Origin of the sequence: Paenibacillus sp. NEAU-GSW1, assembly GCF_009737085.1 — a bacterium.
Lineage (GTDB): Bacteria > Bacillota > Bacilli > Paenibacillales > Paenibacillaceae > Pristimantibacillus.
Window position 1 is genome coordinate 98428 of sequence record NZ_WOVL01000009.1, and the last position, 25782, is coordinate 124209.

42 protein-coding genes and 1 tRNA gene are annotated in these 25782 nt (G+C 45.8%); 7 read left to right on the forward strand and 36 right to left on the reverse strand.

All coding sequences use genetic code 11. From position 1 onward, the window contains the following. Positions 1–52: 52 nt before the first annotated feature. The 14 genes from GOM71_RS08805 to GOM71_RS08870 form a co-directional block, all read right to left on the reverse strand. Complete coding sequence (locus GOM71_RS08805) at positions 53–1093, reverse strand: coiled-coil domain-containing protein (RefSeq protein ID WP_156279963.1); 1041 nt, start codon at positions 1091–1093, stop codon at positions 53–55. A gap of 204 nt (positions 1094–1297) precedes the next feature. Further along, the gene (locus GOM71_RS08810; RefSeq protein ID WP_156279965.1) at positions 1298–1606 is read right to left on the reverse strand and encodes a DUF4406 domain-containing protein; all 309 of its coding nucleotides are present in this window, start codon (positions 1604–1606) and stop codon (positions 1298–1300) included. A 51-nt stretch (positions 1607–1657) separates the two neighbouring features. Further along, complete coding sequence (locus GOM71_RS08815; protein ID WP_156279967.1) at positions 1658–1891, reverse strand: hypothetical protein; 234 nt, start codon at positions 1889–1891, stop codon at positions 1658–1660. Positions 1892–1928: 37 nt separating this feature from the next. Next, positions 1929–2264 (reverse strand): hypothetical protein, encoded by a 336-nt coding sequence (locus GOM71_RS08820; RefSeq protein ID WP_156279969.1) that lies wholly within the window; start codon positions 2262–2264, stop codon positions 1929–1931. 17 nt (positions 2265–2281) lie between these two features. Further along, positions 2282–2554, reverse strand: coding sequence for a hypothetical protein (locus GOM71_RS08825; RefSeq protein ID WP_156279971.1), 273 nt, complete (start codon positions 2552–2554; stop codon positions 2282–2284). 25 nt (positions 2555–2579) lie between these two features. Continuing rightward, positions 2580–2801, reverse strand: coding sequence for a hypothetical protein (locus GOM71_RS08830; RefSeq protein ID WP_156279973.1), 222 nt, complete (start codon positions 2799–2801; stop codon positions 2580–2582). Between the two features lie 344 nt (positions 2802–3145). Beyond that, positions 3146–3547 carry a RusA family crossover junction endodeoxyribonuclease gene (locus GOM71_RS08835; RefSeq protein WP_156279978.1) on the reverse strand — a complete coding sequence of 134 codons (402 nt, stop codon included), beginning with the start codon at positions 3545–3547 and terminating at the stop codon, positions 3146–3148. A 2-nt stretch (positions 3548–3549) separates the two neighbouring features. Continuing rightward, positions 3550–3714 (reverse strand): hypothetical protein, encoded by a 165-nt coding sequence (locus GOM71_RS08840; RefSeq protein WP_156279981.1) that lies wholly within the window; start codon positions 3712–3714, stop codon positions 3550–3552. Next, positions 3711–4151, reverse strand: a complete 441-nt coding sequence (locus tag GOM71_RS08845) for a YopX family protein (protein WP_156279983.1) — start codon at positions 4149–4151, stop codon at positions 3711–3713. Before GOM71_RS08845 ends, GOM71_RS08840 begins: the two co-directional genes overlap by 4 nt. Before the next feature lie 113 nt (positions 4152–4264). After that, entirely contained in the window at positions 4265–4522 is a 258-nt protein-coding gene (locus GOM71_RS08850; protein WP_156279985.1) for a hypothetical protein, read from the reverse strand. A gap of 21 nt (positions 4523–4543) precedes the next feature. Then, complete coding sequence (locus GOM71_RS08855; RefSeq protein ID WP_156279987.1) at positions 4544–4738, reverse strand: hypothetical protein; 195 nt, start codon at positions 4736–4738, stop codon at positions 4544–4546. A 1-nt stretch (position 4739) separates the two neighbouring features. After that, complete coding sequence (locus tag GOM71_RS08860) at positions 4740–5252, reverse strand: replicative helicase loader/inhibitor (protein WP_156279989.1); 513 nt, start codon at positions 5250–5252, stop codon at positions 4740–4742. Then, positions 5206–6024 (reverse strand): hypothetical protein, encoded by an 819-nt coding sequence (locus tag GOM71_RS08865; protein WP_156279991.1) that lies wholly within the window; start codon positions 6022–6024, stop codon positions 5206–5208. Before GOM71_RS08865 ends, GOM71_RS08860 begins: the two co-directional genes overlap by 47 nt. Positions 6025–6028: 4 nt before the next feature. Then, entirely contained in the window at positions 6029–6172 is a 144-nt protein-coding gene (locus GOM71_RS08870; protein WP_156279993.1) for a hypothetical protein, read from the reverse strand. 147 nt (positions 6173–6319) lie between these two features. On the opposite strand from GOM71_RS08870, the gene GOM71_RS08875 reads away from it, so the two are divergent. After that, complete coding sequence (locus GOM71_RS08875) at positions 6320–6535, forward strand: helix-turn-helix domain-containing protein (protein ID WP_216651741.1); 216 nt, start codon at positions 6320–6322, stop codon at positions 6533–6535. Here GOM71_RS08875 and GOM71_RS08880 read toward each other — a convergent pair. From GOM71_RS08880 to GOM71_RS08955, 16 genes are all read right to left on the reverse strand, one after another. Then, on the reverse strand, positions 6532–6819 hold the full coding sequence (locus GOM71_RS08880) for a hypothetical protein (RefSeq protein WP_156280003.1): 288 nt from the start codon (positions 6817–6819) through the stop codon (positions 6532–6534). The genes GOM71_RS08875 and GOM71_RS08880 overlap by 4 nt on opposite strands. Positions 6820–6856: 37 nt before the next feature. Then, positions 6857–7162, reverse strand: a complete 306-nt coding sequence (locus tag GOM71_RS08885) for a hypothetical protein (protein WP_156280005.1) — start codon at positions 7160–7162, stop codon at positions 6857–6859. 335 nt (positions 7163–7497) lie between these two features. Beyond that, entirely contained in the window at positions 7498–7866 is a 369-nt protein-coding gene (locus GOM71_RS08890) for a hypothetical protein (protein ID WP_156280007.1), read from the reverse strand. Then, positions 7863–8198 (reverse strand): BC1872 family protein, encoded by a 336-nt coding sequence (locus GOM71_RS08895; protein WP_156280009.1) that lies wholly within the window; start codon positions 8196–8198, stop codon positions 7863–7865. The genes GOM71_RS08890 and GOM71_RS08895 overlap by 4 nt, the downstream gene beginning before the upstream one ends. Continuing rightward, entirely contained in the window at positions 8191–8346 is a 156-nt protein-coding gene (locus GOM71_RS08900) for a hypothetical protein (RefSeq protein ID WP_156280011.1), read from the reverse strand. Before GOM71_RS08900 ends, GOM71_RS08895 begins: the two co-directional genes overlap by 8 nt. After that, positions 8330–8530: a hypothetical protein gene (locus GOM71_RS08905; protein WP_156280013.1), complete on the reverse strand. Its 201-nt coding sequence runs from the start codon at positions 8528–8530 to the stop codon at positions 8330–8332. Before GOM71_RS08905 ends, GOM71_RS08900 begins: the two co-directional genes overlap by 17 nt. After that, positions 8527–8964, reverse strand: coding sequence for a hypothetical protein (locus tag GOM71_RS08910; protein WP_156280015.1), 438 nt, complete (start codon positions 8962–8964; stop codon positions 8527–8529). Before GOM71_RS08910 ends, GOM71_RS08905 begins: the two co-directional genes overlap by 4 nt. Then, entirely contained in the window at positions 8961–9170 is a 210-nt protein-coding gene (locus GOM71_RS08915) for a hypothetical protein (protein ID WP_156280017.1), read from the reverse strand. The genes GOM71_RS08910 and GOM71_RS08915 overlap by 4 nt, the downstream gene beginning before the upstream one ends. Before the next feature lie 312 nt (positions 9171–9482). Then, positions 9483–10226 carry a hypothetical protein gene (locus GOM71_RS08920; RefSeq protein WP_156280019.1) on the reverse strand — a complete coding sequence of 248 codons (744 nt, stop codon included), beginning with the start codon at positions 10224–10226 and terminating at the stop codon, positions 9483–9485. After that, a complete protein-coding gene (locus tag GOM71_RS08925; protein ID WP_156280021.1) occupies positions 10219–10434 on the reverse strand; it encodes a hypothetical protein in 216 nt (71 codons plus the stop codon). The genes GOM71_RS08920 and GOM71_RS08925 overlap by 8 nt, the downstream gene beginning before the upstream one ends. A gap of 147 nt (positions 10435–10581) precedes the next feature. Continuing rightward, a complete protein-coding gene (locus GOM71_RS08930; protein WP_156280026.1) occupies positions 10582–10887 on the reverse strand; it encodes a hypothetical protein in 306 nt (101 codons plus the stop codon). Continuing rightward, the gene (locus tag GOM71_RS08935; protein ID WP_156280030.1) at positions 10884–11183 is read right to left on the reverse strand and encodes a hypothetical protein; all 300 of its coding nucleotides are present in this window, start codon (positions 11181–11183) and stop codon (positions 10884–10886) included. The genes GOM71_RS08930 and GOM71_RS08935 overlap by 4 nt, the downstream gene beginning before the upstream one ends. After that, positions 11180–11413, reverse strand: coding sequence for a hypothetical protein (locus GOM71_RS08940; RefSeq protein ID WP_156280032.1), 234 nt, complete (start codon positions 11411–11413; stop codon positions 11180–11182). The genes GOM71_RS08935 and GOM71_RS08940 overlap by 4 nt, the downstream gene beginning before the upstream one ends. Before the next feature lie 81 nt (positions 11414–11494). Next, entirely contained in the window at positions 11495–11662 is a 168-nt protein-coding gene (locus tag GOM71_RS08945; protein ID WP_156280035.1) for a hypothetical protein, read from the reverse strand. A 115-nt stretch (positions 11663–11777) separates the two neighbouring features. Further along, positions 11778–12557, reverse strand: a complete 780-nt coding sequence (locus GOM71_RS08950; protein ID WP_173275423.1) for a phage antirepressor — start codon at positions 12555–12557, stop codon at positions 11778–11780. A gap of 48 nt (positions 12558–12605) precedes the next feature. After that, positions 12606–12842, reverse strand: a complete 237-nt coding sequence (locus GOM71_RS08955; protein ID WP_156280039.1) for a helix-turn-helix transcriptional regulator — start codon at positions 12840–12842, stop codon at positions 12606–12608. Positions 12843–12990: 148 nt separating this feature from the next. On the opposite strand from GOM71_RS08955, the gene GOM71_RS08960 reads away from it, so the two are divergent. Then, positions 12991–13335 carry a helix-turn-helix domain-containing protein gene (locus GOM71_RS08960; RefSeq protein WP_253944771.1) on the forward strand — a complete coding sequence of 115 codons (345 nt, stop codon included), beginning with the start codon at positions 12991–12993 and terminating at the stop codon, positions 13333–13335. 255 nt (positions 13336–13590) lie between these two features. After that, the gene (locus GOM71_RS24945; protein ID WP_173275428.1) at positions 13591–13809 is read left to right on the forward strand and encodes a helix-turn-helix transcriptional regulator; all 219 of its coding nucleotides are present in this window, start codon (positions 13591–13593) and stop codon (positions 13807–13809) included. A gap of 165 nt (positions 13810–13974) precedes the next feature. On the opposite strand, the gene GOM71_RS08970 is transcribed toward GOM71_RS24945, so the two are convergent. Then, positions 13975–14298 carry a LytTR family transcriptional regulator DNA-binding domain-containing protein gene (locus GOM71_RS08970; RefSeq protein WP_156280045.1) on the reverse strand — a complete coding sequence of 108 codons (324 nt, stop codon included), beginning with the start codon at positions 14296–14298 and terminating at the stop codon, positions 13975–13977. A gap of 198 nt (positions 14299–14496) precedes the next feature. Here GOM71_RS08970 and GOM71_RS08975 point away from each other — a divergent pair, with 198 nt between their 5' ends. Together GOM71_RS08975 and GOM71_RS08980 are read left to right on the forward strand one after the other, a co-directional pair. Continuing rightward, positions 14497–15093: a hypothetical protein gene (locus GOM71_RS08975; protein WP_156280047.1), complete on the forward strand. Its 597-nt coding sequence runs from the start codon at positions 14497–14499 to the stop codon at positions 15091–15093. Between the two features lie 30 nt (positions 15094–15123). Next, the gene (locus GOM71_RS08980; RefSeq protein ID WP_156280049.1) at positions 15124–16542 is read left to right on the forward strand and encodes a recombinase family protein; all 1419 of its coding nucleotides are present in this window, start codon (positions 15124–15126) and stop codon (positions 16540–16542) included. A gap of 53 nt (positions 16543–16595) precedes the next feature. Here the strand turns inward: GOM71_RS08980 and GOM71_RS08985 are convergent. Next, a tRNA-Thr gene (locus GOM71_RS08985) sits at positions 16596–16667 on the reverse strand. Between the two features lie 225 nt (positions 16668–16892). Between GOM71_RS08985 and GOM71_RS08990 the strand changes: the two genes are divergently transcribed. Further along, entirely contained in the window at positions 16893–17534 is a 642-nt protein-coding gene (locus GOM71_RS08990) for a TraX family protein (protein WP_156280051.1), read from the forward strand. 89 nt (positions 17535–17623) lie between these two features. Further along, on the forward strand, positions 17624–17842 hold the full coding sequence (locus GOM71_RS08995) for a hypothetical protein (RefSeq protein WP_156280053.1): 219 nt from the start codon (positions 17624–17626) through the stop codon (positions 17840–17842). A gap of 201 nt (positions 17843–18043) precedes the next feature. On the opposite strand, the gene GOM71_RS09000 is transcribed toward GOM71_RS08995, so the two are convergent. From GOM71_RS09000 to GOM71_RS09015, 4 genes are all read right to left on the reverse strand, one after another. After that, entirely contained in the window at positions 18044–19345 is a 1302-nt protein-coding gene (locus GOM71_RS09000; RefSeq protein WP_156280055.1) for a putative bifunctional diguanylate cyclase/phosphodiesterase, read from the reverse strand. A 179-nt stretch (positions 19346–19524) separates the two neighbouring features. Then, entirely contained in the window at positions 19525–20268 is a 744-nt protein-coding gene (locus GOM71_RS09005) for a response regulator transcription factor (RefSeq protein ID WP_156280057.1), read from the reverse strand. Between the two features lie 133 nt (positions 20269–20401). Next, positions 20402–24274 (reverse strand): response regulator, encoded by a 3873-nt coding sequence (locus tag GOM71_RS09010; RefSeq protein ID WP_156280059.1) that lies wholly within the window; start codon positions 24272–24274, stop codon positions 20402–20404. 26 nt (positions 24275–24300) lie between these two features. Then, positions 24301–25764: an HD-GYP domain-containing protein gene (locus GOM71_RS09015; protein ID WP_253944766.1), complete on the reverse strand. Its 1464-nt coding sequence runs from the start codon at positions 25762–25764 to the stop codon at positions 24301–24303. Positions 25765–25782: the final 18 nt, after the last annotated feature.

Below are 25782 nucleotides of genomic sequence, written 5' to 3' on the forward strand. Positions count from 1 at the left end.
TCAGCCCACCGTAAAAAACATTTTGGCTGCGGTGAGCTGACTGCTGATTGATTTAAGCTGCTTTAATGCCGATCACACGTTTAATTTCAGCGACTTCAGCGCTCAAAGCTTCGAATTCTGCGCGAGTAGGCGGCGCATCATCTTCTCGTATAGATTGGTTTTCATCCACTCCGTCGGTTGCGCTCTCGGGAAACAAATCCTTGGGAACCTCCGGATAATCGGTTACCAGTGTGTTATCTGGAATAGCGTTATTTTGGCTTTCTGCAGCAGCCTGTTCAGCTTCTTTCCGAAATGTCTCAGCCTCTTCGGCTGTTACCTCCCTATACAAGCCTTTGTTGAAATAGTGGAATCGAACCGTCTCCCCTGTTTCAGCAAGTTCGGCCAGATAGTAAACGTGCTTGATTTCGTCTTCCCAACGCAGATTAATGATTGGCTTTTGAGCGTCTTTTACTTTTTGTACCAATTCTGCCGAAGACATGTTAAGATCGGTTTGGGTTGGTAGCGAAGATTTGGTTAATTGCTCACGCAATTTCTCCACTTCTTCGCCCAATCTCTTTTTGTCTCCGCGTTCTTCTTCAAGCTGTGCCGCCGCGTTGCTTAACTTCCGCTGCAGATCGTCGTTCTCTTCCGTCAGTTTAAAGATTTCATCGTCCTTTGAAGCCAATTGCATCTCCAAATTGCCGTTCTTCTTTTCAACGTCCAACAACTGACTGCGCAAGCTAGCATTCACTACCGCGGCATTCACTTGTTTAACCTGCACATGGTGTTTGATAACTGCGATTTTATCTTCTAACGGGATATCATCCGAGTTGATCAGCAACGCCAGCGAAATGACATCATCTGTGCCTGGAATGTTCAAAGCTTCAAGCGACTCCTGAACCTCGATTTCTGCCGCCTGTTCCATCCCTTTGATAGCAGCAAGTTTTGCCTTCGCCGTTTCAAGCTCCGTTTCAATTGCAGATATTGCATTCAGCTGCGCGTCATTCTTGTTCGGCTCACAATTGAGCAACTCAAGCTCGTTTTCATAGTTCTCAATCTGCACTTTCAAGTTGCTAATTTGCACCTCTCGGCTTTCTGTTTCGACTACGCTCATGTTATCCCTCCGAATCATAATAGTACTACATATAGTATACATCAAAATGTGCTAATTTTCCAGTATTATCAAGGGTTTAAGACTGTTTTATACCTTATTTCACTAATGGTTATTACGTCAGTATTGTGCTATATATAGTCATGGCGGTGCCCTCTCCATTTGGGATGGATGCCCCCTTTCAGGTGATGTTTTATTCCTCTATGTTCAAGCTGGTTTAGTAACAAGGCTCCCAATCTCAACAACTTGTATTTCGAGATTATTGGCTAACTCAACCTCAATAGTTGCCCCTTTTGATTTTTCCCACCCTGACAGAGTCACCACTGTATCTGCTGCCATCATTTCAGCAATATCACGTTTCATGCACGATGCCCAATCCTTATTCGGTTGTTCAATCCGTGCTGGGTTGATTACTTTATATCCGAGTGATAGTAACTTTTCCTCTGCTTCAAAAAACGCTGGAAAGTTAAGTTCTTCATAACCGGTCATTGGCCCGGAGATATATACAACTTTCAAATTAACCCCTCCATGATCCTCAATATTCACTATGTTGTATCGTCGAACCGCTTAGTAATTGTCTTCTTCCAATGCGTTATTAGCGATTTCGAACACTTCATCAGGCATTGGTGTGTTCAAACAAACGATCCTTCGCAATGCCCCACGATAATGTTTGATTTGCGAGTCCATCCTCGACAAAGTCCGATTGGTCACACGTTCTACTGATTCCAATTGGAGTTTCAATGTTTCGATTTCTTGCCGCAGTTTCTGCTCTGTCTCTCTAATCCCGACTACTTTTTCCATGTCCTCGCTCCTTTGCTATTCAATATGTTTCACCGAATTAAAGCTTGATTCGCCTGCGCTCACCGCTTGATGAAATCTGGTATCCCTCACAATAAATCGACCTTGCCAAAAGGTCAGAACACATGAATTTCACAACTGCTTCTGGAATACGCACGGTATGAACGTCCGACTCGCCAACCCAATCGTGCGTTTGTAGAATGAGCCATTCTCCACCCCAATTTATTACAGCTGTCCTTGTATAAATCTTATGCTCCGGCTCTCCACCAACGCTGTCAAAGAAAACAACGTCAAGTGTTTCTCCTTCGTTCATTAAACTTTCGATTTCCTCTAGCAATTTCGAATGCTTACCATCCTCGATATTTAACCGTTCCATTCATTTACACCGCCTATTCATTCAGATACTTTGACGTCTTTTATCCAAACAGGAAATGCTCCCTTGCCTTCTTTACAGAAAGAGTAGCACCCACCCTCTATGTCCACTCCTTCAGGAGCTATGGGGTACCACCTTGCAAACCCTTCTCTCGTTTCTCCAAACTCGAAATACCCGTCAGCTTCTTCAACACACTCGGTTTCGAACTCCTCTTTGGTGTACCTCTTTTTAGGAGCTGCGTAACAGGATGGATTACCGCCTTCGTGCCACAATCCAAATCCAAGATTGCTCATTCATGAACACCACCTATTCATTGAATTACTTAAAACTTTTCTCGACTTCCACATTCGCACCATTCGGAGCCTTGCCTTCAATTTCTCCAATTATTGCGTTTGCGTCTCCACACATAAAAAATTGTTCGTTGTGAGAAATGTCTTCGCGCTTGTTGTGGTAATGCAAATATGTCATGTAATAACGCTTCACGAACCAGTAACAAGCGTCGCGCTCTTGTTTTAGTTTTTCGATTTCTTCTGGAGTCATCCCACGTTCACCGCCAATTCACTGAATTATTTAACCCTCACACAATAGCAGCGGTACCACTTGCCGTTAATGTGTTTGAACTTCCCTGTACCATTGCAGAATACGCATGTGATTTTCACGCGATCACCGCCTATCACTTTAAACGCTCTACAAGACTCATAGAGACACGCTGTATATCATACATACAAATTACCGTCCTAACGATTTAAACGCCTATACGAGCCTTTTACGCGGTCTAGGAAGGTTCTCAACTGGTATGATGTACCCTACCGCTACATTGTCCTTTGTAAGAGCTAAATGAGTGCCGTTTATAACGATGTATTTTTCAATGTCTCGGAATACCTTCATGCCGATACCTCCAGCACTTCAATTTCGATTCTTGGATGATCGCTGTACCACTTGCTGCTGGATTCCTCGACCACTTGGTTGTCATCTTTCCACACAATCGCGTTCATGCCGTCAAAGCAGCCTTTCACGATATTGTCGATATCCGGCTTAACCGTTGGCCGTATCCTACCCTCGCGGGCTTCTTGCTTCTTCCACTTCGGCCAAGATGGAGGGATTGGAAAGTAAAATGTCAGTTTTACCGTTACTGGCGATTCTATCGGCTTCTTAACCTTTTCTCGTGCCGCCCATGCGATTGTGTTCTTATAGGCTAGGTACCTTTGAGCGTATGCGTTCGTCCATTTCCCTCGCCGCGTCATTCGAACACAGCCCATCGGCGCAATGTTTACGGTTAGTTGCATCCCTACACCCCTTTCCAGGCATGATAACCGGCTAAATCCCGTTCCGACAGAACCATTACGTTTTCGTTACCCAGTAATTTGAGATTGTAACTGTACCGATATGCTTCTAGCGCGCTCATAGGTGCGCTGATGAAACCTTTGTTTGCAAATACTAAATGGTTTTTCATGGTGATTCCTCCTTGTTTAATAGTTCAGGGGATTCGTAGATATTTCCGATTATTTTTGCTCCGTCATCATTGGCTAAAATAAAGAACATCCACCATTCTTCCTCACCAACAACAAACGAAGCTGCTTCACTTGCCCATTTGACGCTTCTTTTCAACACTCCTGAATCTGCGCCTTCATGGTCGAATATCACAAATTCCAGTACATCACCTTCATAGATTTCTCGATCTTCACAATCCTTTAGGCCTGTGTATTGCATAAGTATATGGCGATCCGTTTCTTCGTTTTTGAAGCTGTTTCTCTCGCCATAATCCGAAGGTTGAATCACGCCTTCAAGAACAGGTTCGCAACTCACCCACCATTGAGGCCAATCCATCAATGTTACCGGCAGCATCTCTTTTCTTTCTTTGTCCCATGCTCTGAATTTAATCTCTCTCATGCGCTATCGTTCCCCCCGCCGTTATACTGGTTAACCTTTACCTTACCCTTACGCTTTCTTTTTGCTTTTTCTAGGGATATTACTTTTGGTTTTGGTTTCATCGTGTTTTCCTCCTAGCCGGCTCTCTTCCGAGCCAATTTGTTTTCCCGAATCTGCTCAATCATTTCATCCATCTGCTGCTGGACGAATACTCTACCTTTCTTTTTAGGCAATCCTGCTGATGATAGATCATGGATGATCTGCTCTATGAGGTAATCTAATCCGTATCTATCTCCTTCTAGCTTGCTGTATAGGATCATCTCCCATAGATTCCATGCTGAATTTATTTCACTTTCTTTCTTCTCCTGCAAGTTTTGTTTCTTACTTGGCACCTTTGCCGCCCCTCTAACCGATTATTTTTTCAGCATTTCACGAATAGCATTGATAGATTTGATAACTCTCTCGTCGGAATATTCCAACTCTTTCAACTGCGCGCTCAACTCGCCCCTTAGCTTCTCTGCCTTTTCTCGCTGCCCTTTGGTCAAGTCCAACCGGTCAAGGTAGTATCGAGACTTTTCGATACGCGCTAGGATCGTCGCCCTGTCCATTTCACACCAACCTCTTTACCAGCATTGGATTTTCTAAAGCATCCATCAGCTCAAGTGGTAAGATGCGCTGCTCGTTGTTCCGTTTGGTTTGCGTCTCCCATGCCATCCGAAATTGAGCCCTGAGCGTGTCGATGTTTTCGTTTAGGCATAATTCGCGCCATGTGAATTGCTTCGCCATCCGAGCCACCTCGTCAGGCATGGACTCCAAGGCTTCTTTCTCGCGGTAGAAACCAAACCTTCGAATTGCCGTTCCGATCTTCTCCCATGCCTCTATCCAATCGAGTGTGCGCGGATTCGAAACCTTGGCGGCAGCTTCGCGAATGTCCGCAACGGTCGGAGGATATACAGACCGGCTTAAATGGTACTGAACCGCCTTCTTTGCCACATCTAGTGATAAGTCAGATAGCATCATATCCCAAAGTGATATGACATCGTCTTCCTTGCCTTCTTCAGGCCATTTACGGTAGTTAGCTGAAAGGATCCGTACCAGTCGGATAATATCCTCGCGCTCCATTCTTCTTCGCCTCCTCTTCAGCCAGCATCTGATCTAGCCTACTTTTAGTTTTTTGATAACTGGATAATTGCGGTTGAAATACCTGTTTCGGTCTCTTCTGTTCATCTCGATGCCAGTTAAGTATGGAGAAGTATGCGCTTCTCTTTTTCTGAACCGATTCGGATTGACCACTAATCCATGATGCGTATCTGAGAAACCATCCTTGTAATTCATCTTCAGAAAATAAATCGGTCAGTTTGGAGTGTTCGTCTTCCGTCAGGAAGATGTAAGGCGCATATTCTTTTTTAATTACTTCTTTTTTTTCATTCTTTACCTTATTAGCATTCTTTACATTCTTATTATTGTTCCCCGAGTGTTCCCCGAGTGTTCCTCCACTGTTCCCCGAGTGTTCCAAGTTCCGTTCCAAGTTGTCTTTCTTGTAGTTGGAAAGTCCTTGATACTTCTCGTAATTCACTACCGTAAACACTGTTCCAAGTTGGTGCGTTCTCGTGCATATCATCTGCATGTCAACCAACCTCTTTATGCAACGGTTAACAACGGAAGTAGAATATGTCTTGATCTGCCGGTTCTCGATATACTGCAAATCTTCTTGCAGCTTACGAGTGGATCGGCACCATTCACCGCGCTTTAAATCAAGATCATCAGCTAGCCTTACGCCTTCATCGGAGAATACCGCATTACCGTAGATTAGGAAGAACATCCGGAAATCGACGATGTTTTTCCATATGGGGCTCCCGAATATCTCTCTGCTTGTTTGGAATGCGCCTGACATTGGACTACACCGCCCATTTCTTCATGTACTCCTGTACAGCCTTTTCAAGAAACTGCTGCATCGGAATACCATGTTCGACACAGAACATTTTTAGCCGTTTATGTTCATGCTCGTCCAACCGATAAGGAATGTTTTTAGGCTTGTTCATTTTTCATCACTCCTATTATTTACTATGACGTCATTGTATCATATAACAACCAATTTGGTATATATGCTTACCGATTTGGCTTATATCGTTTACTTATGAAGCTATATGGGTATGATAGGATTAACTAATAATCTAATAGGTGATCGTATGATAAAACCAAAGTTGTCGGAAATGATGGGTCTACATAAAGTCAAAAACTTCTCCCAGCTCGAAAAAGAAACCGGTGTTTCTCGTCGAACCTTAGCCAAGATATTCAATGGTGAGGGCGGCGGCATCGATTACGAAACCCTCAACGCCCTCTGCAAACGATTCAATTGCACTCCTGGTGATCTGCTAGAGTATGTTGCAGAAGATAAAGATTAAATAAGTTTACCTGAAGCAATTAAGCGCTCTGTGATTTTGCTCTTGTATTCATTCTTCAACCATTGTTTGAATTCAGACAAAAGTCCTTTGCACAAACTGGAGTTGTTACCTCTAATCTCGCCCATAACAACTACTTTATCGCTACGACTTATTCCAAATCCTTCTATCCCATACTTAATGTCCTCATCTTCTATTTCGTTCCAAAATCCGTCATCACCAAACTTCTCGTTAAAAACGTCTTCATTTAAATCTTCAAGTATCAACTGATATTTAATAAACCTCATTCGCATGCACTCCTTTTCACTTATCTAAAGGGCGTTTCTATGCGTGTCGACCATCGCGAGGAATAAGTGCAGGATTATCGCTCTTTAACCAGTTCATGACTCGATCATAAAGAGGTTCTGACTCTAGATGTCCTGAACCAAACGCTTTACCGCCCATGCCACAACTTAAACCGTCAAACTGAATGGAAAAGCACATTCCGTCTCGCATATCCCAATTAGGACGGACATACTTGATATGCTTGCTATTAGGAGCAGTGGAGAAAGATTTGCCAAAATAATGATTTTCCTCTATCTCCTTTATCACAAGATCGTATTGTTCTTTGGTCATAGCTAACTCTTTCATTGACTCTCCCCCTAATCCCAATATTGGCGACTTTCCTTAGACCGCTGAAACGTCTTTTTAACGTACTGACTGCAATGCTGACACTGAGAAACGTTCGCATGTATCTCAGCTCCGTCAACGTGCAATACGTGCTTGAAATCATGCTCTTTGCCTTCCAAGCATTCCGTAGGTTCCGATCCAGCTTGGAGCATACGGTGTATATTAATAAATTCCATTTTCTCTACTACGTCCTTTCTTCTCTTTGCGCAAGTACCGCCATTTCCATATCCATAGTTGCAGCCAGTTGTGACGGATTTTCATTTGCTGTAGTTGGCCGGATTCGTTAGGATGTTTCATTACCAACCATCACCACCTGACCAAATTTCAGTTCTAGCACTATGATGTTCTGGACAGTATTCAAAATCAGTTACCGCACAATCAGGGCATTTATGAGCGACAAGTTCCTTCTCTAGTTTCTCAACACGTTCGCGCAGCTCGTCCCGTTCCTTCTCTGCTGCTAAGGCTCGGTCTATGGCGTGATTATTTTTATTGGCAAGAACATTCAATTCTTGATCTTTAATAGCCTTAAAAACCGCTTCGTATGATCTGTTGTAAATATCAGTCCATGAATCACCTTTTGAAATATGTCTTGAAATAGCCTCGCTGATAGGATGCATGTATGTTTCTACTCGCGAATCTCCTGCAAACCACGTTTTATAATTCATTCCGATTCCCCCTCTAGAGCTGATAGAGCCGCAAGACAAATTGCATGAGGTGCGGTGTCTGCTCCGACTGATTGCATTGAGCCAAACCATGAGATGTATCTATTTCCATACCATTCGAGGGTGAAATCATACCCCCGCCGTCCATGCATCTCTTCTACCACTAGGCGCATATCTTCCCAATAGAGAGACGGTTTAAATTTTTTTATTTCGAAGCGGATACAACCATCTGAGTCAACCCAATAAGCACTTCCCCATGACTCTCCTTGCTCCCACCCCATCAACTTCGTTGCAATCAGTTCATCCAACTCGCGTCCTGCTGGTATATCAATCATTGGATTGTTCCTCCTTGATATCAAAACGGTCTGATTGAATCTCTCTAATCACACGCTGGTAAGCTCTCGCCTGTGAAATTGGAAAATTTTCATCATCATATTGTTCATTCAGCCATTCCAGTAGCTTATCCTTATCTAACTTCTTCATTTGCTGATTCCTCCTTAATGAGCTCGCAGTTCTCATTAGCTAACTTACTATCCTTGTCACACACAGCCTTTTTACCTTTCATCAAAGTTGGAGCTCCTTCCCACCATTGGACATGTAGTATATCTCCAATCTTGGCACTAATTTCCCAGCCATCATCTATGTCCTTAATAACTCGATAGTTCATTCAGATTCCTCCTTTAGAGAAGAGAGGACGGAACGGGCTTTGTTATTGCTCTGGTAATCAACGCCGCATTCCTCAATCCATTCCAATGCTTCTTTCATGGCCTTGTGTTCATCACGAGTCTCGTTTAATGTCCTTATTGCATCCAAGTAACGATCGGAATAATCTTCTGCTAGTGTTTGTGCCTTCTCCAGTTCTTCTACCGCCCATTGCAGCCATGTTGGAGCGTTGGCTATTAGGTGAGCATCATGTTTGTTTGGCGCTTCTCCACTGGTAGGATAGAATTGTTCAGAACTGCCAAATGAGCATATTGTTTCGTCGTTTTTGGCAACAAATGCCCCCTCGTCGAATTCATCACCTTCTATTTTTTGAAAACTCCATGGATACGGTGTCGCCTTCTCCAACGCTTCTTTTATCTGCCTGATCGTATCGTTCATTTCGCATCCTCCTGAATGATTTCGCCTTTAACCTCATAAATTGCGTTGTCATCGTCAAGGATGAGAAAGTGACTATCTTGGATAATTTCTATATCTACTGCAATTCGTTCTTCATCTGTTCCCTCTAGAGGAATAAATGGTAAATAATTTCGAGGATTAATTTCCCGTTCCACTGTTACTGTTAAAGTGAATCTAGCTTTAGCCATTTTTCTTCGCCTCCAATTTGGTTTTAAATGCTTTCAGCCACTCTCTACCGCCCTTAGTGGTATCTGCCCACGTATGGCACCCAAGACATAAATGTGCGACCAGCTTTACCGTTGTCTTTTCGGGTATCTGCCACCGCCGGACTAAATGCGCTGCATGGACTGCAAGGTTATATTCGCATCGTTCGCATATGCCTCCTGAGCGCTCTCTAAGCTCTCTGCGAACCTTTGTGGTGATTTGCCCACGCTGTTTAGCTGTGGGCTTGTTACGGGCATATGAGGGCTTTGGAACAGGGTTGAATGGTAATCCCATGTTTACACCGCATCCTGTAAGTATTTAATGAATTCACTAGCTTGCTTCTTGCTCAATTCCTTTGAACTGCTAAGGTTGAATTTAGCAACCAGTAATTCGCGATAATCGTCATCGCTGATTTTCTTCTCGTTTTTGAGCCGCCCGATCATGCCAAGCTGTGCGCCTGATGCAACCTCTGATAATACAGAGTTCCTGTTAGGAGACGCAGGAGCCGAACTAGGATCTTGTGGTTGCATTTGGGTATTATGATTTGGTTGATTTGCATAATTGTTCTGCGAGCCTTGTGGGGATTGTGGCGCTTTATCTTCTTGGTCTGAATATTTAGTGCGATCTTTTGCAAAGTAAACGTCAGCTGCGAAACCAAGAGACTTACAAGCAACGCTGATAGCGTCCGTATATGCCATCTTGAAGCACTCGTCGCTCGTATAAAGCCCATTGCGCTCCATTGTTACGAATGAACTTCCTCCCATGCCAGGAATAGGAGCCGACCACTCTCCATCCACTTTCACGTAGAGCAGGATATCGACAAAGCAAACAACTTCATCTCCCGATCCATGTTCTAAACGCCTGTCGGTAATCTCGGTTTTCCATCCAATACCACACATACCGAACATCTCCGTAAGCATCTTAATGCGCCACATGGGGTTAATATCGCTCATGCCCTTCAACCGTCCACCGTTTATAGCCTTCAATGCTTCCGGAGGAACTGCACGAACCTGCTCATAAACCTTCATGTTTTCACTCATTTTGTTCTACCTCCCTAATCACCAGTTCAACCTCAATTGGATCAAATTCGTCTTTATTTTTCGGAGCGTATATAGAGGCCTCTATCCATACTTCGAATTGCTCTGGATACCATCGCCAAGCACTCCATAATTTTTTGGTTAACTCTGTATCTCTCCCGAAGTAGAGGCCGGATTTATGGCGAAGGACGATTTGTCGTTTTGTTTCCATTGCACAATCACCGCCTTCGTATTAAAATAGGGGTAACCTTTTTCGACAATTGGTGATTTTTGGCGCAGGTGCTACTGCGCCTTTTTCTTTTGCACTCTCATGCGTCTGTGCTGGTTAAGCAGCATCAATTTAGCTATCCGCTCACCGTTAGGACGATGCCGCCATATTCTGGCGATCTCGCAAAATGAGAGATTCAATGCGGTCACGCTCCTTTGTGATGAAGCCATGCAATTGTTCGTGATCCCACTCTGGATATTCGTTCAGAAAATCGCTAATTAGCGGTTCGTCACCGTTTTCCATCGTGTTCTCCGTCCAGCAGCTTACCTGAGTTTTAAGAGCTGCTAGAATGTCCTCTTGCTCAGCCTCTACTCGTTCGTAAAAGGCGCGACGTTCGTCATATTTGAGATCTTCGTACTTATCGCCACCAGGAAGCCACCGCTCTCTATTAATCATGCCGCCACTACCTCTCTCAACAATCCTTGAATCCGTCCGCGCAGCTCGTCCAAAAATGAAAGGTCATTACCCGTTAGTAACTCAACCAAGTTGCAAAGCTGTGTAAGCGTGAATCTAGCATTCTCATAATTGAACTCCTGCCGCCGAAACAAATTGCTCTCCGTCCAATTGTGGCGGTCTGAGAGGGATTTATTGATATCCTCCATGGTGTATCCAAAGCTTGTTAGGTCTTTAATGCAATCTGCCAGCTGTGGCATGAGAATTGACCAGTTTACGTTGATTTGAACGGTTATCATGCGTTTACCCCCTCAGCTTCTTTGATATATCGCTCAGCACGTTTGATATCATCTAGCGCATCTTCAAGTTCGCCAATAAGTTTGATAGCTTCATCGACGGTTAACTTATGAGCAAACTCGCCTTCTTCCGTTTCAATGAATAGCTTTAAAACTTGATTATGTTTGTTCCGCATATTCATTTTTGCAGCGAACTCAGCGCCACCGTATTTATGGATGAAATCAACCTTCATGCTCTCACTCCCCCTTTCCCGTTAAACGGATCGCCATTACGCGGATTTCTTATAGGCTGTGGTCTTACTACTTGCTGGACTCTATGCCGCATCTTTACCAGCTCCTTTGCTGAAATATTGGATTAATCCATTGAATAAGTGCATCAGATCGTCGGCGTTGTTCCCGCCGTATTCCGCTAGCTCTTTATGCTTTATGTGCTCTTCTAGCTGGCTTTTCTCGCGGTAGATTTGCTTTAGCAGCTCGTCCATCGTTTAAGCCCCCTTAGCCTTCTTCTTGCCTTTGTTCTCTTCTATCTCTCGGTGCATTTTCTCTAGCAACTCTCGGCTGAACATTGATGTGGAGATGGTTACTTTGTTCATGGGGTTAGGCCTCCTGTACAAGGTGAATTTCATTACGCTTCTGCATCATCCGAGCGATATAATCAAACCCTTTAGCCGTCACCCGAGTAGCCGTGTCGTTTACGATTGAATCACCGCTTTGTCTTGGCCGTTCAACTACTTTGAAATAACCAGCATCAAGGTAGCGTTGATATGGAAGCGTGGAGCTTGTCATGATCAAGCCGGTTTCTCGAAGTATGTTGTACAAACGCGTACGGCCTGTTCCAAGCGCCTTAGCAACCTCTTGCATCGTCATTGTGTTCTTAGCTGATATTGCAAGGTTGTAGATGGCGATTGGCGCTTCCTGCTCTCTCAGCTTCGCTTGCTGTTCTGCCGTTTGTAGAGCCAGCCGATCCTTTTCAATTTGAATCTGTTGCTTTTCTTCCATCTCTGCAGCCAGCAGCCGGAGGGCTTCGGGCATGGTTTGCGGCAACTGAAATTGATGTTGAACACTGTACGATCCAGTTTTACGAATCGAAGGAAGTACCTCGCTTGTAATCCATTTCCGGAACGCTTTAGCCTCAGGTTTGCGACTTTCGAGGATTACGTCGTAAAGGCCATCTTCATTAACTATTGTTGTTTCTTGCATGCGTCCTAGTGCGTCGGGGATGGGGTAAGTTGAACTTACATCATCTGTTAATCGCTCTTTAACCATCCGAGCGTTTGAAAGACCAAGAATGTTAACCAAATCATTCAGCACAAACCATGGTTCTCCTGAAACTTCAATGACCCGAACTTCGTTTTGTGAAAACTTGAAAATATTCATTTTCATTCCTCCTTTTATAAAAGTTATTGATGGATTATTATTGAAGTGTTACGCGCCCTTTTTGTTCATTTTTCGAGCGTTCTTTACAAAAAAAATCTCTTCAATACTCATATTTGCAACCTTGGAAATACGATACGCAACATCAAGAGATGGAAGAGCTGCACCACGTTCAATGTGAGAAAGCATTGGTCTTGATAGCTTTGCTCGTTTTGCGAACTCTTCTTGATTCAATCCCATGCTTTTTCTTGCTCTAACTAAGGCATCTAATGGCTTTAGTGTCTGCATTTATTTGTCCTCCTTCCTATGTTCAAAAAATGAACTTTGTAATCACAGTATACGTTCATATTTTGAACTTGTCAATAGTTTTTGTTCAATAGTTGAACGTTTATTTTATGAACATTATAAATTAAAATGAATGGAGGAATACGAGGTGATGATTATGGCCTTTAAAGATCGCTTGAAATCTTTGAGAAACGAGCGAGGATTGACACAGGAGGATCTGGCAAAAAAATTAGACTTACCTGCATCTACTATAAGAAGATATGAGACAACGGAAGGGGGATTCCCTAAACAGGAGAGACTTCAACTAATAGCTGATTTTTTTAATTGTAGTGTTGATTACTTATTAGAAAGAAATGAGGATCGTTATAGCACTGAAGAAGTAACAAAAGATGATTTAGATGATGAAGACAGATTTTTATTAGACAAATTCATGAAGCTCAAAGAGGAAGACCAGAAGTACATATTAGAATTGATGGACAGATTAAATAAAGAATAAAGAATAAATAATTATAAATAAAGAGTAAATGTTAGCCCCCCATTTTCCTGAGGAGCTCGACCATCATTTTCGATAATTTTTTTTTGTGTGCTGGAGATAATTTTTCTAGTTTTTTAATAAATACGCTTTCTTTCTCTTTGTTCACCAGCGGTCATCCCCTTTGTCTGTCATAGAAAGCAGCCGCGTTGTTCGTATTTAAATAATAAACGAGAACACATGTTCTTATCAACTAAAAATTTCCGAAAGGTCTTGCTTATGGAACTCAAACCCATAAGCTGCCGCATACCGGAACACTTGGATCGTTTAAGGCAAACTCAACAATGGTTGTCCGACCGATCTGGAATCCCCAAACAGCAACTAAATGATTACATCAAGATGCGTCATATCATGGGAATAGTTGTTGCCAAAAAGATTGCAGATGCTCTGAGAGTGCCTATTGACGACCTTTATGCATGGAAGCGGCAGCTGGAGTAGTATAACGCTACTCTCGGGAATGAGTACGTAAGATTACGTACATAAATGCGAAAATTAGTGACGATTCGTGTCGCAAACCAACTATAACAGATTAACATGTAGCTGTTTGTCGAAATATGGGAGACGATTTTAGGGTCAAAGATACCTAGCCCCCCCTTGACAAAATCAGTTTTTAAACTTTTTAGTTACTTTTACACTGCTTTCGTCTTGAAATATGATCAAAGTTCCATCTGATTGAGGTACTTTATCCTTAATTTTGTCGACATTAATAACTGATGATTGATCGTATCTTTGAAAGCCGTATTTACCATAAGCAGCGGCAACATCCGTTAGTTTACTAAGGGCCAAATAAGTACCGTTCGCTGTATGGTAAGCCGGGATATTCTTCGACCACATATAAATATAGTTCACTTCACGTAGACGAAATTCGACAAAATCGCTCTCATCACCCGTTCTATTGTCCAGTTTAACCCCCATTATCCCTATCATTTTTGTCAACTCCCACGATGTTATTACCTAACATGATAAGTCAGCAGGAAGGGATTAACACCGATCAAAATGTTCCAAATGGGCGTAAAAGAGACAATCAGCACCCAAATGAGGAAAATTTATATACATAAGTGTAGAATTCGCGGTAAAATGAGCCTAGAGATAGAGAAAATGTCGAAATAAAGGGAGAAATGATTAATGGAAGAAAACACTCGTGAAAGTGGTTTGCAGCAAGGATATTACGCCGGACTGTTTGCAAGATTTTTGTGGCTATTTCTAATCTACTTCATTTTCCATTCTTTAATTTTTTATGTATTTGGTTACAACGTGTTCACATTCTACATTTTGGCTATTGTTTTTTCTTTCTTTATTAACACATCACTACCTATTAGAGGAAATTACCCTTTTTTCAGACATGCATTAATTTTGTTTTCTCTTTTCTATGTAAATAGACAGTTCTCTGAAGTGATATTTAATAAAATATATTCCTTCTATGAACCGAGTATTTTATGGTCCATACTTACTTGTGTAAGTTTTGTTGTGGGGATAGCGAGCTCATTCGGAAGATATGGTAACGGACTAAAAAGTCGTGATGTTGAATCAATTTCCAACTTCATTGGTTTATTAATAATAATAGCTATGTTCATTTTATTTTGGTGGCAAGGTGGAGTTGTATTTATTTTGTTCAGAATCATTTTAGTTGCAATTGAGAACTCTATCGCCAAATTAATTTTATATTCAATGTCTCGGAGATACGATAATTATGAGACAATAGAAACTAATAATGCCCCCTAACCGGGGCTTTTATTATCTGGAGGTGCCCACATGAATAAAGCAGCCATCTATATAAGGGTCTCGTCACGTATGCAAGAGGATGGGTTCTCTATGGAAGCACAGCATGATATCCTCATGGACTTGATCGATAAGAAAAGCCTACAACTGTACAAGGTATATTCCGATCCAGCAGTCAGCGGTAAAACGTTTAAGCGTCCTGGCGTTCAAATGATGATACAGGATATGAAAGATGGAAAGTTCGATACGATCCTCATTCATAAGCTTGACCGGCTATCACGTAATCAGGGTGACTTATACGGATTCATTCAACAAATTAACAAACTCGATGTTCGATTGATTATTGCAGCTCAAGGATCGGAAGAGATCGACACACGCTCTCCTATGGGTAAGGCCTTCCTCATGTTCTCCGGTATATGGGCTGAAATCTATTTAGATAACTTACGCGAGGAAACATTAAAGGGATTAACTAAAAAGGCTCAAAAAGGCGGCAGACACATGAGCCGGCCACCATTGGGTTATGACTTCGACGCAGACATGAACCTTGTTGTAGTCGAAGAAGAGGCCGAACTCGTCAGAAAGATTTATCAAATGTTTTTATCTGGCATGGGTCGTAATAAAATCGCTATCGAGCTGAACAAGACAACTACCGGAAAGCGCGGCGGTGTGTGGGACTCATTTAAGATAAAAAGCATTATTCAAAATCCGCGGTACATCGGCATGAACCATTTTAAGCCAGCTGCTTGGAGCGATGATAAGCGTATTATTCGCGAGGGCGAACATGATGCCATTATATCTGTTGAAGACCATGAGAAGGCTATGAAGATGCTTAAACGGCGTTCTAACAGCGAAATGAGCAAAACATCTTACCTCTACGCTTACAGCGGCATTTTAAAATGTGCGCGGTGTGGTGGTAACTTCAACGGCTCGAGCACCACTGTTAAACGAAACTATGGCGAGGCAAAGTACAAGAACTATAAATGCCATAAAAATTATCATTTACGGATCTGCGATATGCCTTCTATATCCGAGCCGATACTAACCGAACTCGTATTCAATAAAATCATTTTCGAGGCCGGTACGATCGAAGAGAAAAAAGTGAAGAAACAGGCGCAGGTGGATTTGAAAAAGGAAGTTGAAATTTCGAACCGCCGTAAACGGAATTGGATGCTTGCATTAGGAGATGGTAACTTATCATCATCCGACTATGCAGCTTTGGTAGAAGAAGAAGAGGAACGCATGAACACTTTGTTCGATAAGGCGCAGGTTGAGGAATTTTACAAACAGGAGATTTCTGCAGATGAACTTTTTAGGATGGTTCAGGAATTGCGGACAAATTGGGAGTATCTAAATGCAGATACCCAAAAGGAAGTTATCCAATCCATGTTCCGTTCCATCACGATAGATAAGATCGACAACAACTGGAAGATACTTGAAATTAAAATCGTATAATAACGTAAAACAGACGAAAACCCCCACATATGTGAGGGTTTTCTGTACTTTAATGCTGATGAAGGGAATTGAACCCCCGGCCTACGCATTACGAGTGCGTTGCTCTACCCCTGAGCTACATCAGCATGACTCTTATATAATATACAGCATCCTCTGACAAGTCAACAATAAAAATTGGAAAACCGTCGGCCTTTTCGACAAAGCCCGGCCTCACTCGACTGGAGGCTGTCCTTTCTGACAGCTTCGGTCTAATTTCGCTGCGCCTCTCATAATTATCAATTAAATCATTTGCGAGCGAAGGAGGGGAAAGGATATAATAGCCGCATCTCTAATAAGGATGTGGTATCGCCATGCAAATGATCGCCATGCTTTCCATGCTGCTTGATCATATCGGAGTCGTCTGGTTCCCTGACGATACGGCTTGGCGGATGATCGGCCGGCTTGCGCTTCCGCTTTACGCCTATGCGCTTGTGCTTGGCTATTTGCGAACTCGCAGCGTCAACAGTTATCTCCTCCGCATGCTTGCGATTGCCGCAATTTCTCAGCTGCCCTATTCGCTTGCGTTCCATACGCTCGAGATTAACACCGTCGGCACTCTATTTATCTGCTTGCTGATGCTATGGGCGCTGGACAAGCTTCAGGACAAGCGCGCTCTTCAGGCCGCTGTCATTGCGGCAGCCATTCTTTTCGTCGAACTCGTCCCCGCCAGCTATGGCGCTTATTTGCCTGCAATTGTGCTCATCTACCGCTATGTACCTATTCATTGGACCGCCGTCCTTCATATGGCGTTAAATGTTGTTTTTCTATTCTATCAAGGCTGGATTGTACAGCTGTACAGCGTAATCGCGACCTTGCTTTTAGTCTATCTGCCGTTATTTCTGCGAGCGTTCGACCGCATTCAAATTCCGCGAATCGTTTGGCGCAGCTTTTATCCCGTGCACCTCGCATTAATCGCTGCGATCGACTATTCGAATTTGTTAGAAATTCGTTAGCAAAAGAAACATTATTCTGACTCGCGTTTCATAACGTACTAAATATTTTACGGTAAAATAGAAAAAAACGATCGGAGGTGCAGCCGGTCATGATGAAAATCATAACCTTCAAAAATCGTTCCGTTCCTGTCTATTTTCCAAATGAACATGAAATAGCTCTCGACCAGCTTCATCATAAGCTGCTGGAGATGGAATACAACTTTGACTTTCGCAAAAAGTGGAAACGGATCTCGAAAGTAGATGTTGTGCGAGACGTAGCTATTTTCCAATACAATGACGGTACAAAGCTGTATCTGGAAGTAAGCTAGGCCAGGCCAACAGTGTCAGAAGAGGCGGCGATATTAGCCGCCTTTTTGCGTCTTAAATGCTGTGTAACGGCCTCTGAGGCCGTTACAACGCTGCGCTTCGCGTCGCCCACCTTCCCTAACGGCCTCGCAGGCCGTTAGGGAATAAGAGCGAAAATAATAATAAGCGGCGAAGGGAGTACCCACTCCCTTTCGCCGCTTTTTCTACGCTTTGTTAACGCCCCGCAACGATGATAGGTCCAGCACATCCGGCTGCATAGGCATGCCCAGCATGTAGCCCTGCACGAAATCGCAGCCCCATTCCCGCAGAAGCTCGTATTGCATAATATATTCGACTCCGCTCGCGGTAATCTCGAGACCCAGACGATGCGCGAGGCCAATCAGCATTTCGACGATATGCCGCTCCGCGCCGGGCATGTCGATATGCCGAATGAAGCTGCGGGATATTTTCAAGCCGTTGATCGGCAGCTGCTGCAGGTTCGCGAGCGAGCAGCTCCCGCTCCCGAAATCATCAAGCACAATTCGGACGCCTTGCGCCCGCAGTTGCGTCAGCATTTTCAATGGCAATTCGACAGGCTGCAGCGTGCTCTCTTTGATCTCCAGCTCCAAACAGGCAGGCTCGACTCCCGTCTCCATCACAACGCTCGCGATCATGCCGGCGAAGGATGCGTCTTTTAACTGTTCGACCGATATGTTAACTGTAACAATCAGCTGCTCGCTTCCGTACTTCTGCATCTTCGCAAGCATGGCGCAAGACTCCCGAATGATCCACTCCCCAATAGGCACGATCATGCCGTTGCGCTCCGCTATCGGCAGCAGCTCCAATGGAGAGACAGCGCCCAGCGTCGGATGCTGCCAACGCAGCAACGCTTCAATTCCGCGCAGCTTGCCGTTATCAATCCGGTAGACCGGCTGAACGCTAAGCGAGAACTGCCGCTCATACAACGCCGGTCTGAGCGCTTCGTCTATAGCGACTCCTCGCTTTATCCGCTCCGTATCCTCTTCCTGATAGAAGCAAATTTCCCTGCCGCCCTGCTCCAGCGCCTTCGCAAGCGCTGTTTCCGCTCTCGTGAGCAGCTGATCGCTCGTTCTGCCGTCATTCGGATAGACGCTGGCGCCAATGCTGGCTGTCAGGCGAAACTCGCAATTGTCCAGCAGGAGCGGCGATTCCACCGCATATTTCAATGATTGAGCAATTAAACCGTAATCCTCCGCCCCGCCCGAAACCTCTTGGCCCAATAAAAAATCATTCGCGCCCACTTGGCATACGACAGACGCCTTCGTCTTCGTACCGACTCCCGCTCTCGCCAGCCGCTCGCCGACTTCCCGCAGCACTTCAAGGCCGAGCGTAACTCCTTTCGTCTCAAGTACTTGAAAAAACCGATCCAGATGAATGTAAGCGACAACGAGCCGTTTGCCTGCTGCGCGTGCCTGCGCAACCGCCAACTCCAACTGGACAAATGCCGTTTTACGATCCGGTATATCGATTACTGCTTGCACCCGCATGACACACTCCTTGTTCCTCTTATTTGTTAATCCTATCGTCCCACATAAATATTAGAAAAATTAAGGAATGTTGTTTAGAAGATTGTTAGATTATGACTTCACTTCATTTATTTCTCTACGAGCGAATTCTCCCATAAAAAAAGAACGACCCCGCTTCATGCGGGATCGTTCTGCTCGCTCTATTCAACTGTTTCTGCGTCCTTGTCCGCTTCCGAATAATCCGCCGTATATTTATAGCCAAAGCCCCAGACGGTACGAATTAAACGCGGTTCCTTCGGATTATGCTCAATCTTCTTGCGCAAATTTACAATATGAACGTCGATCGCTCGGTCCGTTACGAAGGAATCGAAACCTCTGATCGCGTTAATAAGCTCTTCGCGGCTAAACACTTTGCCCGGATGAGCAAGAAACAGCTTCATCATCTCATACTCGGAGAACGTCGTTTCGACCAGATCGCCTCTTACAAGCAGCAAACGCCGTTCGAAATCCAATTGAATCGGGTCGTTAACCGTCTCCGATTCAGCATTCATATCCAATGCTGCCGCCGCTTCCGGAACGAGCACCTGCGAGCGGCGAATTAACGCCTCTACGCGTGCGGTCAGTTCATGCATGCTGAACGGCTTGCACATATAATCGTCCGCGCCGGCCTTCAATGCTTGCACGCGTTCCGACACTTCGCTCTTTGTCGAAAGAATCATAATAGGCACGTTAGATCGTTCACGAATAAGGCTGCATACTTCCATGCCATCCAAATCGGGAAGCAATAAATCAAGCAGTACGATGTCAGGTTCGAATTCCTTAACCTCTCGCAGCCCGTCTCCCGCCAATACTGCTTGTCTTACGGAATAACCCTCTTCCGACAAATACATAGACAGCATATCACTCATCATGACGTCATCTTCAATAACTAATACTTTATACAACTGGCGCCACCCCTTAGTGGGTTTGAAGATTTCTGTCGAATTAGGACTTGTAACCCTAATATACAATAGAGTGTGGAAGAGGACAATCTATTGTTAGAAATTTGTTAGGAAAATATTGTAGAAATCGTAAACCTCATCGCGACTGTAACGATTGGATCGTAATAGACAGCTTATTTTCCAATTGTTCGGCAGCAAGATTCCACTCCTGCTCGTCCAGCGGCTCCCGTTTCACAACAGCTTCCAGAGCAGCTGCAGCATTGGCAATATCGACGGCGGACAAATGGCTGGACGCTCCCTTTAACGTATGCAGCATCCTTTTAACCGTGCCAAGCTGTCCAGCGTTCAACTGTTCATGAAGCCTGTCCATAAAAGAACCGTATTCATTCTCAAACTGTTCCAGCATATGCAGCACAATCGCGTGCTTGCCGCTTACTCTATCCAGCACCGCCTGCATATCAATTCCGGCTACGACAGGCAATAGAATGTCAGGCTGGGCCTTTGCGCCCCTCTTCGCTAGTTCAAACGGCTGATTCAGCGGAAGCGGAAGCGATAAGGATTGAGCAATAACGGTATAGAGCTCTTCCTGGTGAATCGGCTTCGTTACGACGCCGCTCATGCCAAGATTCAAATATTGCTCGTGATCGGAACGAAGCGTATTGGCGGTAACCGCGATAATCGGAATATGATTGTATCTGGCATCGGAACGGATCAACCGCGTCGCCTCCATGCCGTCCATTACAGGCATATGGATATCCATTAGAATGATCGGATATCGCGGGTTCTGCTCCAGCATGTTAATCACTTGCCGGCCATTCTCGGCAACATCCACTTCAAATCCGTAATTTTTCAGCATATCGACGGCTACCAACTGATTAATGCCGTTATCCTCAGCAAGCAAAATGCGAACGCCTTCCGCACCCGGCTCTATGATCGAGCCGGACACCGCAGCCGCAGCTTCCTGCGCGGCTTGATCCTTGTCAAGTCCGGGCGAGGAAGGCTGGGCTGCGTTCGCTTCAAGCTGCAGCTCCAGCACCTGCTGCAACGCCCGGCGGGTAACCGGCTTCGTCAGCAGCGCCGAAGGCCTTTCCGACGAAGGCATTTGAAGCAGCTCGTCGCGGCCGTACGACGTTGTAACGACGACCGTTTGCACGCCTGCATTGTTGGCTGCCCTGTTGAAATCAAGCCACGTCTCGGTGCCATACATGTCGGGCATTTCCATATCCAGGAGCAGCAAACTCGGCTTAGCCCCATCCCCGACGCGCATCAGCCGCTCTTTTGCCGATTTCCATGAATAGAACGGCACGGGCGTAAGCCCATAGGAGTCGACCAAGTCGCACCAATGTTTTCGCATTTCGTCGCTATCTTCAACAATCCATACCGACTGCTCTTGCAGCAGTTCCCGCTCCCGGCCTTGCTGCTTGCCGGCCGCATGAGCGGACGGCCCCGGCAATACCGGATATTCAAGCGAGAAGCTGAATCGGCTGCCTTTCTTATATTCGCTTTCGACCTTAAGCGATCCGCCCATCATTTTTACCAGCGAATTCGTGATGACAAGACCGAGGCCTGTTCCGCCGAATTTGCGTGTCGTCGAATTGTCCGCCTGAGTGAAAGGCTGGAACAGTTTGTCCAACTGCTCCCGCGTCATGCCAATGCCTGTATCTTCAACAGCGAACTGCAGCGTTGCTCGATCTTTCTCCTGCTTCAGCACCGCGATTTTAAACAGCACTTTCCCGCTCGCCGTAAATTTGATCGCGTTCATGCAAAGGTTAAGCAGTATTTGCTCAAGCCGCATCGGGTCGCCTAACAATGTCGCCGGAAGCTCCTGCGGCGAATCGATAATAAATTCAAACTGCTCCTTGCCCCCGATGAAAATGCTAAGCTGCTCGGCCAGACGGTTAAGCACATCCTCCGGCTGGAAGGCGAGACTTTCCGTCTCGATTTTTCCCGCCTCGATTTTCGAAAAGTCCAAAATATCGTTAATGATATGAAGAAGCGTATCGGAGGACGTGCTGATTTTGTTCATATAATCCTTCTGCGAGGCAGAAAGCCCCGTCCTTCGCATCAATTGCGTCAATCCGATAATACCGTTGAGCGGCGTGCGGATTTCATGGCTCATCAGAGCGAGAAACTTGCTTTTGGCCGCGTTGGCTTCCTCGGCTTCCTGCGTCGCAAGAATAAGCTTTTCATGCGTATGCCTTTGATCGGTAACGTCCCTGGCTATGCAGGAATAGAACAGCTCTCCGGTGCGGCTGTTCCGATGCGCGACAATAATAAGCGATACGTAGAGCTTGTCCATTTGGGACGTATAGAGCTCGGCATTGCCTTCCCAGAAGCCGTGCCGGCCGGCCGACATCGCTCCTCGCGCCAGCTCGTTGAACTGCCTTGCTTCCATATGCCGCCGAATCGTTGTCGATTTATAGTCGTTTTCCAGCCCCAGCAGTTCTCTGCCGGCCTTGTTCATATAAATGATGTTGCCTTTATGATCGGCGGAAGCGATTAAATCCTGCGCCGAGCCAACGATATCAAGCAGCCGGTTGCGCGACCTCTCTACTTGCTGCTGCTCGGATATGTCGTAGGCCATGCCGACAACGCCCGTAAACTTCCCATGCTGATCGCGCAGGCCGTTGGAGCTGTGGCGAACCGGAATTTTCGTTCCGTCCTTATGAATAAACGTCCACTCCCGCTCATAATTGAACTGCTCCGTGCGGAGCTCTTGGAAGAGCTCTAAGCCCGGTGAAACCGTGCGGCCGAGCCGCATCGACAGTTGTTCCGCTTCATAGCTGATCTCATCCGGATCTATGAACAAGAGCGGCGTCCCGTGTCCTCGAATTTCCTCCAGCTGGTAGCCAATCAACTGCTCCGCCGCGCTGTTCATATACGTCACGCGGTACTGGTCGTCCAGCACAATAAAAGCATACTGATTCTGGTTAATAATCGCCCCAAGCTGCTCGAACATATCCTTTAAGTGCTCCATCATTCCATTAACCGATGACGCCAGCTTGCCTACTTCGTCGCTTGGCAGCTCATTCAAATGCACCGCGTCAAACCGGCCGTCCGCCGCCTGCTCGGTGACAGCCAGAATCGCTTCCAGCCTACGCACAATTGACGCAAAGAAAATAAAGAACAGCACGACGACTACGATTTCAGCTAATGCAATCGTCGCAAGCGTTTGCAGCAGCACGCGCGTAAGCCCTACATGCAGAACGGATAACGGCACCTCTTGCGCAAAGCGCCAGCCGGTCACACTATCCACCTTTTCATAAAAGACGATATGCTCGAATCCGTTCTGGCGCATAACAAACGATCCCGACTGCTCTACAGGCTCTTGGTCATTGCTGCTCGGCGCCAGCTCTTTTTTATAGGCCGCCATGTCTTCCGCAACCGTCTCCTGACGGGAGCTGTAAATCATCTCTCCGGATCGATTGATGATGTAAAAAGAACCTGGAGTCTGTCTTCTCATCGTAAGCATCGACTCTACTGTCGTGAGCTTCATCGCCGCATAAATAATGCCGGTAATTTCATTCTGCTCACCGTAGACGGGAGCAACGATGTACACTTGCTGTTTCGTCTCAAAATAAGGAACGAACGGGTCGGTTATGCCTACCTTCCCCCGGATCGCTTCTTTGAAAAAGGGCTGCTCGCTTACATTAATCGAAGATCCGTTCGTCCGGATCGAGTTTCCTGCGGGATTTACGAATCCAAGCGCCGAATACGTAAAGCCCGAGCGGACCAGTTCGCGGCTGAAATAATTTACGCGCTCCTCATCGGTCCCGAATCTTACGGCATCCGTCCTGCTCATGACGAGCACTTCCGCCCGCCGGATCGCTAGCCAAGAGGCCAGGCTGCTGGCGCTTGTTTGCAATTTGCTCGTCAATTTCGCTTTGGCCGAATCCGTCATTTCTTCTTTTACAATGAAGTAATTAGCTAAGCCTGCAAGAAGCAATGGGATAAAAGAAATAAGAACGATCAGCAGCAGCCCTTTCGTTCTAAGCGACATTTTATTCATGCGGCGTCCTCCTGTTATGCGGCGGATCAAGCATGTAAACTTGATGCCGATTTTTCCGTCCGCCCAGGCTCGCGGCTAAGCGCAATGGTTTCCCTGAAAAACTCTGCCTGCCGATCTGCCAGCCGCAGCATCGCGTCGACGCAGGCCGGATCGAAATGCTTTCCTTTTTCGCTTCGGATATAAGCGAGCGCCTCTTCATGCGACATCGCTTCCCGGTAAGCACGCGAAGAAGTCAACGCATCATAGACGTCCGCAACGGCCGTAACCCGAGCCAGAAGCGGAATGCTTGATCCGCTAAGCCGGTCGGGATATCCGCTTCCGTCCCACCGTTCATGATGGGAGCGGACAACCGACAGCTCCTCCTGCATGAAACCGAGCCTGCGGCATAAATTGTACCCCTTGACCGGATGCTCCTCGATTATAACGCGTTCTTCCTTCGTCAGCTTGCCCGGCTTATTCAATATCGATCTTGAAATGCCAAGCTTGCCCACGTCATGGACCAATCCGCCTTGCGCGATGGCCCGGAGCTGGTTCAAGGACAGCCCCATCTCCTCGCTTAGCTTAAGCGCATAGATGGCAACGCGATAATTATGTCCGGCTGTATATGCGTCGCGGTTCTCAGTTGTACGAATGAGCTCCTTTACGGCAGGAGACATGTAGACATGAATCCAATCCTGCGGATTGCTGCGAAACAGATGAAGCATGGATGTGGTGAGCGAGCCGGTGCTTCGATATTGCAGCCTAATGCCCGCAGCCATCGCTGCAACAGACGCGAGCAGCAGCAGATGGTACAACCACCAGCTCAGTTTCCACGCTTCTCCGGTTACAATAATAATCTGGGCGATGATCATCCAGCCCGTGCCGTATACAATCGCGAGCTGAAGCGGAAAGCGCGACGTCATGTACGTCTGCCAATAGCGAAACATCGTCCATAGATTAAACACGACAATAACCGCAGTGACGATCCAGCGCACCGGGTTGTCTTTCAAATGCAATCCGTGCGTAAGCCCCGGATACATCCATAATGCTAAGAAAAGAACAGCCAGCGCCGCCGTCCACACCGGGACAAGCCAGCGCTGCCAGCGCGACAGGAAACGTATAAGGAACCGATCGGAAGAAATGGATGACAGCCATAGCCATAGAACGGCAAGCAGCAAGCTAAGCTGTGCGGCCGTGCCGGAAATCATCAGATGGTGATTCAGAAAGCCCGGAGTAGATATGCCATGAAGCGTAAACAGGGCGGCAAGCGAAACATAGGAAAGCGACAAGAAGCTGATCTTCAAGTTGCGGAGACGAGTCGCGGCAATCCCGATCGCAATTGCGACGATAAGCGATATGACGGATACGATACTCACAATGTAAAAATGTCCATGCGGCGACTGAACATTCGCATCCAAACTCGAACCTGTCAGTCTTAGGCCCGCATATATACAAAGCGGCAGCGCCATGCCCAGCGCAAACCAGCCGTATGTTCCTTTCTTACTGCGCAAGCTCGATACCCCCCTGCT